Source organism: Candidatus Kinetoplastibacterium blastocrithidii (ex Strigomonas culicis) (assembly GCF_000319245.1).
GTDB lineage: Bacteria > Pseudomonadota > Gammaproteobacteria > Burkholderiales > Burkholderiaceae_B > Kinetoplastidibacterium > Kinetoplastidibacterium blastocrithidiae.
Window position 1 is genome coordinate 768,161 of record NC_019814.1, and the last position, 13,944, is coordinate 782,104.

A 13,944-nucleotide genomic window follows, 5' to 3' on the forward strand; every position below is an offset into this window, starting at 1 on the left:
AAATATATTCTTGCTTACCCTTTAAAGCAGAGACTTTACACAGTCCACAAAAATTTTACCACGGTGAGCATATCCATTAAACATATCAAAACTAGAGCAAGCTGGAGATAGTAATACAGTATCACCAGAATTTGCTAGTTCCGAAGAAATTTCTACTGCCTCCTTCATATCATGTGCAAATCTATATGGCAAGGAAGTCTTATCAAGAATACTAGCAATCTCTGAAGATGTAGTTCCTATTAATACAACAGCACGAGTATACCTAATTAAATCAGGTATTAATGGCAAAAAATCCTGATTCTTGCCCATACCCCCTAATATCAATATGGATTTAGAATCCATGCTCTGCAGTGCTGCTAATGTGGAAGCAACATTAGTACTCTTGCTATCATCTATATAATTAACATCATTAACCATACATATCCACTGTATTCTATGAGGCTCACCCTCATAATTAAATAAAGCAGGTAATATTTCAGCTGTTTTCAATCCCACATATTTACAAAGCTTTATAGATGCTAGAACATTTAAGATATTATGCATGCCTTTTATCTTTAAAGAACTAGTTGGGAGCAAATACTCAAAGTTGTTTTGATTTAATCTATCTGTATCATTTAAAAAAAGATCATTCCTATAGCTATATACTAACCATTTTTGGTCGCCCTTTAATGATACACCAACATCACCAATTTTAGTAGGCTCATCAATTCCAAAGCTATTTATAATTTTATTTTTCAATTCAAAAGACATTCTTAAAACTAAATGATCACTACGATTTATCAATGCCGTTTTAGATAATCTTAATAATTTATTCTTGGATTCCCAATAATTTTCCTTGCTACCATGCCAATCTATATGATCTTCAGTTAAATTAAGAAGCACAGATATTTCAGGATGCAAAGAATACATAGAATTAATCTGAAAACTTGATAACTCAAGCACCCATACTTTAGGTAAAGATGCGCTATCAATAACATCCATTAGAACCCTAATCGATGCCGGACCGATATTACCTGCGATCTGAACTGAAATACCACAATCATTCAATATCTTATAGGTTAAACAAGTAACAGTTGTTTTCCCATTAGTACCTGTTATTGCAATAATCTTAGGATTATAGCCTATAGAATATCTCATGTATTCTATAGCTCTAGCAAATACCTCTATCTCCCCTATAATTTCTATATTAATAGATTTGGCTTTATCTATAATATCCTTAACAACTATACTATTAGGTGATAATCCTGGACTTAAAATTACTAAAGAAACACCTTCCAACAAATCTACCTTAAAATTGCCAGCATATCCTAAATTGTATTCTATAAGACTATCATTAACTAAGTGTTTAAGCTTACATAAACCAACAGGATTAATTTTTGTATCAACAATTCTTAGCCTTGCTCCATGCCTGTGATACCATATTGCTGAATAACAACCAGACTCACCTAAGCCTATTACTAAGACTATAGATCCTTTAATATCATTATCTAATTTACACATAATGTTGCTAAACTTATCACTGCTAATATTATATTTACAATCCAAAAACGAATAACTACCTGAACTTCACTCCATCCACTAATTTCAAAATGATGATGCAAAGGAGTCATTCGGAATATCCTACGTCCTACTCCATACTTTCTCTTTGTATATTTAAACCAAAAAACTTGCAAAATAACAGATATGGTCTCGGCCACAAAAATACCACCAATAATTATTAGATTAACTTCTTGTCTAGTAATAACAGCAATAGAACCTAGTGCACCACCTAGCGCCAATGAACCAACATCTCCCATAAAAATACTAGCAGGGTGCATATTAAACCATAAAAAAGATAATCCAGAACCAGCCATGGCAGCACAAAAAATCAATAAATCCCTTGCCCCTGGAATATATGGTAATGATGAATAATTAATGCGATGAATGTCTCCTACAACATAGGCAAACAAACCCAATGATGATGCAACTACAATAATCGGAAAGATTGCTAAACCATCAAGTCCATCTGTTAGATTAACAGCATTACTGGTTCCAACAATAACAAAACAAGATAAAAAAACAAACCCAAATATACCAAAAACATAACTGAAATCACCGATTAAAGGAACAAATAAAAATAAATTTATTGAAAGCAATTCAGAAAATAATTCTGTAATTTCTATTTGCCTTAAAGATAATAAACTATCATTATATAAATCAAAACTTACAAATATACACAGCGATGCTATCACGCTAAAAAATAGTAACCATAGAAATTTTACTCTTGCCCTTAATCCTTCTGATGTTCTATATTTTACCTTATAGTAATCATCTATCCATCCTATAAATCCAAATGAATAGGTTACAAAACATACAATCCATATAAAAACATTACACAAATTTGCCCACAAAAAAACGCTAATTGCTATAGAAAACAATACAATAAGACCACCCATAGTAGGAGTGCCATTTTTTATATGATGCGACTGAGGACCACATGATCTGATAGACTGACTAATACTCATTAAAGATAAACGTTTTATAGCAAAAGGTAAAATTATAGAACATAGAAGGAAAGATGTGATGAATGCAAAAAAAGCTCTAATATTCGTTTCATAAAACAAATGATGCTGAATATTGAAAAGACATAGAAACTTTAGAAGCATGTCTATTCCTCAAGTATTGTTTTTGAAAAAGATCTAACAATACGCTCCATAGACATGGAACGTGACCCCTTAACTAAAATACTGGCTTTTTTGTATTTACATAATAATGAAACAATATCATCTATATCTATAGAACTAAAGGCTATAGCATTACTTCCAAAAGCAACTGCAGCATGCATACTATTTTCTCCAATTGTAATTAATATATCAATACCTTGGCTCATTGCATAAAAACCTACTTCCTTATGTAAATCAATAGCTCTTGATCCAGTTTCACTCATATCTCCGAATACAAGGATTCTAACTCCTTTCTGAATTTTTAAAACATCTATAGCAGCCAAAGCAGAATCAGGATTTGAATTGTACGTATCATCTATTAGCAGAACATTATCATTTAATGCATAAAACTTCATTCTGCCGCAAACAGACTCGAAGTATTTTAAAGATTTTATAACATCAGATAATTTTAATCCCATTGCTACGGAAACAGAAATGGAAGCTAATGCATTACGCAAATTATGCTTTCCTGTAATAGGAAGATAAAACTGATAACTTTGATTATCAAATACTAGATTGCAATTTATATGGTTATATTCACAATTTATATCTCTTGCATAAATATCACACTCTTTAGAAAAACCAAAAGTTATACTATCACGGCCTCCTGTAAGGCTAGACCAAAGTGCAGAATATTTATCATCACCTGGATATATAGCTATACCATCACTAGGCAAGAACTTTATTGCACTACCATTTTCTATAGCCACATTATCTACATTATAAAGAAATTCCTGATGTTCACGTTGAGCATTTGTTATAACGACTATAGTTGGCTCAACAATACTAGATAAATCAGCTATTTCCCCATTATGATTCATGCCTAATTCTAATACTGCTACTTTATGATTCTCACGCAATCTAGACAATGTTAGGGGGACTCCTATTGAGTTATTTAAGTTTCCATCTGTTATTAGGCAATTTTTTTTCTCATATGAATCTATAAATATTTTTGCAATCATTTCTTTGGTAGTTGTTTTACCATTACTTCCAACTACAGCTATAACTGGTAACTTATACTTCTTCCTGTAAGCAGATCCAATATGCGTTAAAGCATCTTTAGTATTATCAACAAGAATCTGTGGAAGATCTATTCCTTCAATTCTTCTAGAAACAACAGCTGCACATGAACCAGAATTCTTAGCCTCCTTTAAGTAATTATGAGCATCAAATTTATTACCTACTATTGCAATAAATAATTCGCCTTCTTTTAAACTCCTCGTATTAATAGAAATTCCTTTGATAAAAGGTAGCAACATAGCTAGCCTAGCCCATTGATAATCATCGAAAAATACCTTTTTATTTGAATATTCTTGATAACATTCATGTCCTTTCCCAGCTAGTAACACTATGTCATTATCTCTAGCTGAATAAATTGAAAGCAAAATAGCCAAAGCTCTATTAGATTCTACATATAGTGATGACTTATCATGAATACCCACAAGCATACTCTGTATAATATCTTCAGGGTTTTCTCTGCGAGGATTATCACTGGTAATAAATACGGCGTCAGAATACCTTATGGCAATTTTTGTCATTTCAGATCGTTTACTAATATCACGATTTCCTCCACAACCTAACAAACTAATTAAATTGCCGTTTGAATTTCTAGCAATATTGTTCAATGTATTCAAAACATTATATAAAGCATCAGCTGTATGAGCAAAATCTACTAATACTGTAGGATTAGGATAACCACATTCTCCTATGCTTATTGGAATAACTCGTTGCAACCTTCCTGGAACAACAGAAAGTGATTCTACTATACTTGGTATTATATGAATTGGTACCTTAAAGGCGATCATAACGCTGGCAACAAGTAATATGTTGGAAATATTATATAGACCTAAAACATTAACATTAATATTTATAGAGTAATCATAAAATTTAAATAAAAAACTCTGTCCGCTTGCATTTGACCTAATATCAATTGCACGAACATTAGCAAATTGATTACTGGGGTTCGCAGAAAACAATAAACTTTTAGCTACAGGCAACTTCCTAGATAATCTTTTTCCAAAACTATCATCTAGATTTATCACAAATTTTTCCACCCCTAAGAAATCGAACAAGAGTTCTTTTGCTCGCTCGTATCTATAAATATCTTTATGATAATCAAGATGATCACTAGTAAGATTTGTAAGAGCTACTATTTTTATGTTTAGGCCATGCAATCTTCCTTCTTCCAGGCCAATTGAAGATGCCTCCATAGCTATTGCCTCAACACCTAAGCTATACATCCTAAATATTATCCAGTGCAAAGACAAAAGATCTGGAGTTGTTAAACCTTTGTATAGCAACTGATTACCATGAACTAAAGCTCCTAATGTGCCTATTGTGCCACACAAAATACCATAATTATTTAAAGATTGCGATATCCATTGAACACAAGATGTTTTACCATTTGTGCCTGTTACAGCTATTATAGTAATCTTGTCAGAAGGACTCTCATACCACTGTTTAGCTAATGCACCTAACATCTTTGATAAATTTGAAACAGCTAAAATATTAAGCTCATCTAGCCTTGATAATTCCATCTCTCTTGTAAAGTCAATTAGAACTGCTGAGGCACCATTTGCTATAGCCTCATCAATGTAAAAATAACCACTAGTGTTATAACCGCTATAAGCTATAAACACATCTCCAGGAGAAATACATCGTGAGTCTGAACATAGTCGTGAATTCTCAGATACTCTTTCCTTTAACCAAGATACTAAAAAACTAATATCATAAGTATGATCTGACCTATAACTAAATTCACTCATAATACTTGTCGCTTATATGTTCTTTATTGGCTATTTATCATAACGGCTATAATGTTTTAATAATTAAATTATTCAACTATTTAACTATATGGATTATAAGATTTTAAAAAATCGGAAAATGGAGCAGCAGTTCGTTCAGCAATGCGTAAAACAGCAGATCGGGATCTCTTGTTTTCTAAAATTTCATGATCCCCAGGAAAAATCCTGCCTAAAGAACGCAAAATTGGCTTAGGCAACTCACTTTCCGTTAATGGCAATTTAGAATAAAAATCAGATGGCAATTCAAAATTTCTTATCATTCTCTTAACTATGCGATCCTCTAGAGAATGAAAACTAATAGCTACTAATCGTCCATAAGGCTTTAATAATTTTATAAATGAAGGAAAAGCTAAAGACAACTCTTCTAGCTCATTATTAATATGGATTCTCAAAGCTTGAAATGTGCGTGTAGCTGGATGTTTTCCAGTCTCAGTTTTATGCACAACACTAAGAACACATTTTACTAACTCAGTGGTTGTGCGTATCGGTCTTATTTTCCTTCGAGAAACAATCTCCCTTGCTATCTTGGTAGCAAATCGCTCATCACCGTAGTCAAATATTACTTTTCTTATCTCCTCAATATCAGCTTTTTCTAACCATTTTGCTACAGTGACCCCTTTTGTTGTATCCATTCTCATATCAAGTGGGCCTTCATGTAAAAAAGAAAACCCTCTAGCAGAATCATCAAGCTGAGGTGAGGAAACACCAAGATCCAACATGATCCCATCTACTTTATTTATATTTCTTGATAATAGCTCCTCTTCCATTCTGACAAAACTATTATGTATAACATGTACTCTAGGGTCTCTTAATGACAGCAAACTAGCTGCTGTAATAGCATCGGGATCTTTGTCAAAAACAAACAGCTTAGATCTTTCATCTAAATTATTTAATAATTCAATACTGTGACCACCTCTTCCATATGTTCCATCTACAAAAATACCACTATTCAAATATTGTTTGCCATCACATGAATTTCTAATTAATAGAGCCTCTATACTTTCTCTCAATAATACTGGATTATGTTTAAAATCACTCATTAGATAAAAGGTTTCATAATATTAAATATTAAAAATTTCACAAATATAAGATAATTATATCAAAGTAAGATGCAGAGAAAATCTATAGGCCGGATTCTGTATCACACTTGTGATTAGCGATCATTCATCTGCACAAACTTTTACAAGTTTGTTGTAGCCATCTACCCGCATACTTGAACGGACCATTCTATATAGATAAACTAAACGCATGCCTATTTGATGTTGCTCCGGATAAAGGTTACCGCGTTTCACCATACAAGATCTATTGCCTATACTATAAATATGAAGAAACATATCTACATAAAAGCCATATATACATGCTTACTCGTCTCTGTGGCCCTATTTCTTATTCACATTAGATTGTAAACCTTATGTGAATAGACGGCCGTTAGCCGCTATCCTGTCCTGAGGAGTCCGGACCTTCCTCGATAATTGTAATAAACTACCGCGATCGCCCAATTTACTCTGCATGTGTTATTGTATTAGAGTTTACGATATTTTATAAGATAATTTTATTTAAAAATCGAAATCTTAATTAATTTATGACTTTATGGCACACTCTCCTATAATTATGCTATCCAAATGTTATTTATCACATGGAAGCCACTCTATCCTTAAAAATGTAAACTTAGTTATAAATAAAAAAGATCGTATAGGTCTTGTTGGCAGAAACGGATCTGGAAAATCTTCTTTACTTAAATTATTACGAGGAGAAATTACTTTAGACTCAGGAAATATTAATAAACTATCTGAGATAAGCATAGGTATGCTAGACCAAGAGCCTAACATAGACAATCAACTTACTGTACTAGAAGCTATATATGGTTGTGAAGTAGGTAACAACAAATATGATGCAAATAAAATATCTCGTGCAAAAATAATTATAAAAGATCTAAATCTTATTGAAAATGTAAAGATTGCAGATCTTTCAGGAGGATCATATAAAAAAACAGCTCTAGCTAAAGCGATAATAGAAGAACCAGATTTATTGATATTAGATGAACCGACAAATCATATTGACATAAATACGATCAAGTATCTAGAAACAATATTAAAGCATTGGAAAAAAACGCTCATTATTGTTACACACGATAGACATTTTTTAGATTCTGTAACAAATAAAATTATAGAACTAGACAGGGGCCGTATAACTAGTTTTCCAGGCAATTGGTCAAAATGGATAGAATACAAAAACAAGCTTATAGAGACTGAGAAAAAGCAATATGAAAAACTTAACAAATTTCTATCTAATGAAGAGAAATGGGCACGCAAAGGCATAGAGGCAAGAAGAACTCGAAATGAAGGAAGATTAAGAAGACTTGATAAATTAAGAGAATATAAAGAAGACATAATAATAAAACATACAAATGTCAATCTTCTTATAAATGAAAGAAATCATAAAGGAAAAATCATTTCTGAAACAAAGTCAGTAAGTAAGTTTTTTGGATCTAATAATGTAGTATCCTTGTATTCAGGAATAATACTAAAGAAAGATAGAGTTGGAATAATTGGCCCAAATGGATCTGGTAAGACTACTCTAATAAAAATAATCTTAGGGAAATTAGACATAGACTCAGGTAGTGTATCAATCAGTGAAGATGCTTCTATAGCATATTTTGATCAAATGCGTATGCAATTAGATGCCAATAAATCAATAGAAGATAATATAAATCATTCTGGCGAATGGGTTAGTTTCGGGAAGATTAAAAAACATATCAATAATTATCTAGAAGACTTTTTATTTGATGCAGGAATGTCAAAAACACCAATAAAACTTCTATCTGGCGGAGAAAAATCTAGAGTTGTTTTAGCTAAACTTTTTGTACAACCTGCTAATGTCTTAGTGCTAGATGAACCAACAAATGACTTAGATATCGAAACTATAGAAATACTAGAGAAAGCAATAAATAATTACTCAGGCACAATAATATTGGCTAGCCATGATAGGTCTTTCCTAGAAAACACAATAAATAAATCTATAATTTATACTGGGCAAGGTAAATGGATAAATGATGTAGGAAAATTTGAGTATCCAGAGCTAGAAGATTCAATAATAAATCATGAAAAAATTAGTGATTATCATAAAGAAAACAAGAAATACAAAAATATAAAATTAGACAAAACAAAAAAACAAAAGATTCAACCATGGGAGTTAGAAGAACTTAGAAATATTCCTTACATACTAGAGAAACTAGAAGAGGAACAATATGAGCTAGCTAAAAAGCTAGAACAAAAAGAACTATATACTGAAGAAAAAGCAGAACTCATTCCTTCTATAACAAGCAAGCTCAAAAAAATAAATGAAGAAATAACATTTACTTTTGAAAGATGGGAATTATTAGAATCAAAAAATAAATAATAGTTTTATGAATATCTATAACTCATATATGCCACTGTACAGTCTCTCCTGATGCAAGTGGCACTATGTTCAAATCCTTAAATGAAATCTTATCAGGAACTATATTCTCGTTACGATGAATAGTTAAAGTTTGCTTATTTATAGGCAGGTCATAGAAATATGCTCCGTTTAAACTAGCAAATTTTTCTAAATTAGAGATACAGCCAGCCTTGTCAAATATTTCTGCATATAGACAAATTGCATTGTAAGAACTATAACAGCCAGCACAACCACAACTATTTTCTTTAGCCTTGGTATCATGAGGAGCGCTATCAGTTCCCAAGAAGAATCTTTTATCTCCGCTTGTCGCTGCTTTAACTAAATACTCTCGATGCAATTCACTTTTTAATATAGGCAAACAATAATAATGCGGCCTTAATCCCCCAGAAAAAATTATATTTCTATTGTACAACATATGCTGTGGAGTTATTGTTGCAGCGGTAAAATTTGGAGATGAATATACATAGTCAACACCTTCTTTTGTTGAAACATGTTCTATAACTATTTTTAATTCTGGATATTTTTTTCGTAAAGGAATTATAACTTTATCGATATAAACAGATTCCCTATCGAAAATATCAACTCTACTGTCAGATACTTCAGCATGAATTAATAACGGCATTTTAATCATTTGAAGCATATCTAAAACTTTATAGCAATTTTTAAATATATCAACCACACCTACATGAGAATTAGTAGTTACAGAATTCGGATATAATTTAACCGCAAAAACTATACCAGATTCTTTTGCCTTTAAAATCTCATCAGTAGTTGTCAAATCCGTCAAATATAAAGTCATCAATGGTTCAAAACATTTAAGCCCATCTTTAACTTTGCCTAAGGAATTCAAAATCATGTTTCTATATTCTATTGCAAGTTTAGTACTTATAATTGGAGTATTCAAATTAGGCATGACAATAGCTCTAGCAAATTGCTTAACCGTATCAGCAAGCACTAAATCCAACATATCAGATTGACGTAAATGCACATGCATATCATCTGGCATGACCATAGTTAGGGAAGCATTCATTTAACTTTCTTTATTTTATAGTTATTACATTCAGGATATTATAAAACTTATACATCAATATACGGAGATTTGTTCTCTCTAAGACATAACATTCCTCTTATTAACCTATAAATAACCCAGCTGAATGTTAATAATATGCCGATATAACCTATATAAATAAATGTTAGAACAATGCTGATAGTTAATAAAAGTAAAGCTAACCAAAAAGTATTTAATAACCAATCAAAGTGAGATGAATATATAGTTCCATCAAAATCATTTTTTTTCTGATATATTATAATCACTGATGCCAATGACATTGGCCAAAAAACTCCAGATGATAGAAATCCTATAGAAAATAATATATAAACAATATAAGTTAGTGTAAGATCATCAAAATTAAATTTAGGCGAAGGAAGCTTGGAATCAATCATAATATTGGCTCTCTGTGAAATTATCATTCAAATTTTAAAAATACACCGCATAGCAATATATTACAAGAAAATAATTGCATATATAGAACAAATATATAGGGCATTAAGTATTTTAAATAATCACCCTTATCATAGGGAATAGGAATAGAAGTATTAAGACGGAATAATGAGATTTGGAGAGAGATACATAGTCTAGCAACTAACTTTGCCAAATTATATAATTGAGTATTGATATTCCCCTACATAAGATATGTAGGGGAATTCAATTTTCTAGAAGCCTGACGATAACCTACTTTCACAGACGAGATGTCTACTATCATCGGCGCAAAGGCGTTTAACTGTCCTGTTCGAGATGGGAAGGAGTGGGGCCACCTTGCTATGGTCGTCAGGCAAAACCTGCACATAGTGATTTTATCACAAATAATCCAAGAAGAAGCTTTTCAACAAACAGATGATGGTTGCATATTTTATTGCAAAACATTAATCATTATAATCCAATAAAAAGAATTTCAATTTCAACTCTAATAACCTGTAGAGTTATAGGATCAAGCCTCACGGGCAATTAGTATCGGTTAGCTTAATACATTACTGTACTTACACACCCGACCTATCAACGTCCTGGTCTTGAACGACCCTTTAGGGGGATCTAAGTCCCCGGGATACCTAATCTTCAGACGAGTTTCCCGCTTAGATGCCTTCAGCGGTTATCTCTTCCGTACTTAGCTACCCGGCAATGCCATTGGCATGACAACCGGTACACCAGAGGTACGTCCACTCCGGTCCTCTCGTACTAGGAGCAGGCTCTGTCAAGTATCCAACGCCCACGGCAGATAGGGACCAAACTGTCTCACGACGTTTTAAACCCAGCTCACGTACCTCTTTAAATGGCGAACAGCCATACCCTTGGGACCTACTACAGCCCCAGGATGAGATGAGCCGACATCGAGGTGCCAAACACCGCCGTCGATATGAACTCTTGGGCGGTATCAGCCTGTTATCCCCAGAGTACCTTTTATCCGTTGAGCGATGGCCCTTCCATTCAGAACCACCGGATCACTATGTCCTGCTTTCGCATCTGTTCGACGTGTCAGTCTCACAGTTAAGCACGCTTATGCCATTGCACTAACAGCACGATTTCCGACCGTGCCTAGCGTACCTTAGAACTCCTCCGTTACTCTTTAGGAGGAGACCGCCCCAGTCAAACTGCCCACCATGCACTGTTCCAAATCCGGATAACGGATCAAGGTTAGAATCGCAAACAATCCAGGGTGGTATTTCAAGGATGGCTCCACACAACCTAACGGTCATGCTTCAAAGCCTCCCACCTATCCTACACAAGATTATTCACAATTCAATGCAAAGCTACAGTAAAGGTTCATGGGGTCTTTCCGTCTAGCCGCGGGTAGATTGCATCATCACAAACATTTCAACTTCGCTGAGTCTCAGGAGGAGACAGTGTGGCCATCGTTACGCCATTCGTGCAGGTCGGAACTTACCCGACAAGGAATTTCGCTACCTTAGGACCGTTATAGTTACGGCCGCCGTTTACCGGGGCTTCGATCAAGAGCTTGCACCCCATCAATTAACCTTCCGGCACCGGGCAGGCGTCACACCCTATACGTCGACTTTCGTCTTTGCAGAGTGCTATGTTTTTAATAAACAGTCGCAGCCACCGATTATCTGCGACCTCTTCATGCTTTGAACGCAAGTTCATCACAATAATGAGGCATACCTTCTCCCGAAGTTACGGTATCAATTTGCCGAGTTCCTTCTCCTGAGTTCTCTCAAGCGCCTAAGAATATTCATCCCGTCCACCTGTGTCGGTTTGCGGTACGGTCTTGTACAGCTGAAGCTTAGAGGCTTTTCTTGGAACTGCTTCCAATCACTTCGCAAAACATGTTTGCTCGTGCCACACCCTTGAATTACGTAACCGGATTTTCCTAATTACCTTCTATAGTGTAGCAACAGGGATATCCAACACCCTGATGATCTTCTGCAATCCGTCCCCCCATCGCACTGTACAATGGTACTGGAATATTAACCAGTTTCCCATCAGTTACGCATCTCTGCCTCACCTTAGGGGCCGACTCACCCTGCGCCGATGAACGTTGCGCAGGAAACCTTGGACTTACGGCGAGGAGGCTTTTCACCTCCTTTATCGCTACTCATGTCAGCATTCGCACTTCTGATACCTCCAGCATCCTTTACAAGACACCTTCACAGGCTTACAGAACGCTCTCCTACCGCGTATGTTAAACATACGCCCGCAGCTTCGGTTTATCGCTTAGCCCCGTTACATCTTCCGCGCAGGACGACTCGATCAGTGAGCTATTACGCTTTCTTTAAAGGATGGCTGCTTCTAAGCCAACCTCCTGACTGTCTATGCCTTCCCACTTCGTTTCCCACTTAGCGATAATTCGGGACCTTAGCTGGCGGTCTGGGTTGTTTCCCTTTCGAGTCCGGACGTTAGCACCCGGTGCTCTGTCTCCCACGCTGTACTTGTACGTATTCGGAGTTTGCCATAGTTTGGTAAGTCGCCATGACCCCCTAGCTATAACAGTGCTCTACCCCATACAGTAATACGTGAGGCACTACCTAAATAGTTTTCGGAGAGAACCAGCTATTTCCAGATTTGTTTAGCCTTTCACCCCTATCCACAGCTCATCCCCTAATTTTTCAACATTAGTGGGTTCGGTCCTCCAGCACGTGTTACCGTGCCTTCAACCTGGCCATGGATAGATCATCTGGTTTCGGGTCTACACCCAGCGACTATATCGCCCTATTCGGACTCGCTTTCGCTACGCCTCCCTTATTTAGTTAAGCTTGCCACTGAATGTAAGTCGCTGACCCATTATACAAAAGGTACGCAGTCACGGAACAAGTCCGCTCCTACTGTTTGTATGCATACGGTTTCAGGATCTATTTCACTCCCCTCCCGGGGTTCTTTTCGCCTTTCCCTCACGGTACTGGTTCACTATCGGTCGATCACGAGTATTTAGCCTTGGAGGATGGTCCCCCCATATTCAGACAGGATTTCACGTGTCCCGCCCTACTTCTCTTACGCTTAGTTCTACATCAAAGATTTCGTTTACAGGGCTATCACCTACTATGGCAGAGATTTCCATCTCTTTCAACTATCAATAATGCTAAAACGTAAAGGCTGATCCAATTTCGCTCGCCACTACTTTCGGAATCTCGGTTGATTTCTTTTCCTCGAGTTACTGAGATGTTTCAGTTCACCCGGTTCGCTTCTACTGACCTATGTATTCAGTCAGTGATACTCCTTAAAAGGAGTGGGTTTCCCCATTCGGACATCTGCGGATTACAGCTTGTTTTCCAGCTCCCCGCAGCTTTTCGCAGGATACTACGTCCTTCTTCGCCTGTGATCGCCAAGGCATCCACCATATGCACTTAGTAACTTGATCCTATAACACTAAAGGCTATATAAGATAAATTGACTATATTTTACTGTTTATGAATATTCCAATTATACTTGGAACTTTTTTGCAATCACAACCCTATGTCTATTAATAATAAATAGAACATCTTTCGTTGTG

General features: G+C 35.2%; 7 protein-coding genes, 2 rRNA genes and 1 other RNA gene. 1 reads left to right on the plus strand and 9 read right to left on the minus strand.

Annotated elements, in window-relative coordinates:
- Nucleotides 1-21: 21 nt before the first annotated feature.
- From murD to rnpB, 5 genes are all read right to left on the minus strand, one after another.
- A complete protein-coding gene (gene murD, locus CKBE_RS03690; protein ID WP_015238247.1) occupies nt 22-1,500 on the minus strand; it encodes a UDP-N-acetylmuramoyl-L-alanine--D-glutamate ligase in 1,479 nt (492 codons plus the stop codon).
- Nucleotides 1,488-2,645, minus strand: a complete 1,158-nt coding sequence (mraY, locus tag CKBE_RS03695; RefSeq protein WP_041572278.1) for a phospho-N-acetylmuramoyl-pentapeptide-transferase — start codon at nt 2,643-2,645, stop codon at nt 1,488-1,490. The genes murD and mraY overlap by 13 nt, the downstream gene beginning before the upstream one ends.
- A 2-nt stretch (nt 2,646-2,647) precedes the next feature.
- The gene (locus CKBE_RS03700) at nt 2,648-5,467 is read right to left on the minus strand and encodes a UDP-N-acetylmuramoyl-L-alanyl-D-glutamate--2,6-diaminopimelate ligase (protein ID WP_015238249.1); all 2,820 of its coding nucleotides are present in this window, start codon (nt 5,465-5,467) and stop codon (nt 2,648-2,650) included.
- 80 nt (nt 5,468-5,547) lie between these two features.
- A complete protein-coding gene (gene rsmH, locus CKBE_RS03705) occupies nt 5,548-6,546 on the minus strand; it encodes a 16S rRNA (cytosine(1402)-N(4))-methyltransferase RsmH (protein ID WP_015238250.1) in 999 nt (332 codons plus the stop codon).
- Nucleotides 6,547-6,615: 69 nt separating this feature from the next.
- An RNA gene (gene rnpB, locus CKBE_RS03950) (RNase P RNA component class A) lies at nt 6,616-7,013 on the minus strand.
- Nucleotides 7,014-7,117: 104 nt separating this feature from the next.
- Between rnpB and CKBE_RS03710 the strand changes: the two genes are divergently transcribed.
- Nucleotides 7,118-8,905, plus strand: coding sequence for an ABC-F family ATP-binding cassette domain-containing protein (locus tag CKBE_RS03710; RefSeq protein WP_225968678.1), 1,788 nt, complete (start codon nt 7,118-7,120; stop codon nt 8,903-8,905).
- Nucleotides 8,906-8,927: 22 nt separating this feature from the next.
- Here CKBE_RS03710 and pyrC read toward each other — a convergent pair whose 3' ends face one another.
- The 4 genes from pyrC to CKBE_RS03730 form a co-directional block, all read right to left on the minus strand.
- Nucleotides 8,928-9,974: a dihydroorotase gene (gene pyrC / locus CKBE_RS03715; protein ID WP_015238252.1), complete on the minus strand. Its 1,047-nt coding sequence runs from the start codon at nt 9,972-9,974 to the stop codon at nt 8,928-8,930.
- A 47-nt stretch (nt 9,975-10,021) separates the two neighbouring features.
- On the minus strand, nt 10,022-10,387 hold the full coding sequence (locus CKBE_RS03720; RefSeq protein ID WP_015238253.1) for a DUF4870 family protein: 366 nt from the start codon (nt 10,385-10,387) through the stop codon (nt 10,022-10,024).
- A gap of 276 nt (nt 10,388-10,663) precedes the next feature.
- Nucleotides 10,664-10,777: ribosomal RNA gene (gene rrf, locus CKBE_RS03725) — 5S ribosomal RNA — on the minus strand.
- 151 nt (nt 10,778-10,928) lie between these two features.
- Nucleotides 10,929-13,812: ribosomal RNA gene (locus CKBE_RS03730) — 23S ribosomal RNA — on the minus strand.
- Nucleotides 13,813-13,944 lie beyond the last annotated feature (132 nt).

Coding starts and splice junctions, on each gene's coding strand:
- murD (WP_015238247.1), bottom strand. CDS start 1,500: ATGTGTAAATTAGATAATGATATTAAAGGATCTATAGTCTTAGTAATA.
- mraY (WP_041572278.1), bottom strand. CDS start 2,645: ATGCTTCTAAAGTTTCTATGTCTTTTCAATATTCAGCATCATTTGTTT.
- CKBE_RS03700 (WP_015238249.1), bottom strand. CDS start 5,467: ATGAGTGAATTTAGTTATAGGTCAGATCATACTTATGATATTAGTTTT.
- rsmH (WP_015238250.1), bottom strand. CDS start 6,546: ATGAGTGATTTTAAACATAATCCAGTATTATTGAGAGAAAGTATAGAG.
- CKBE_RS03710 (WP_225968678.1), top strand. CDS start 7,118: ATGCTATCCAAATGTTATTTATCACATGGAAGCCACTCTATCCTTAAA.
- pyrC (WP_015238252.1), bottom strand. CDS start 9,974: ATGAATGCTTCCCTAACTATGGTCATGCCAGATGATATGCATGTGCAT.
- CKBE_RS03720 (WP_015238253.1), bottom strand. CDS start 10,387: ATGATTGATTCCAAGCTTCCTTCGCCTAAATTTAATTTTGATGATCTT.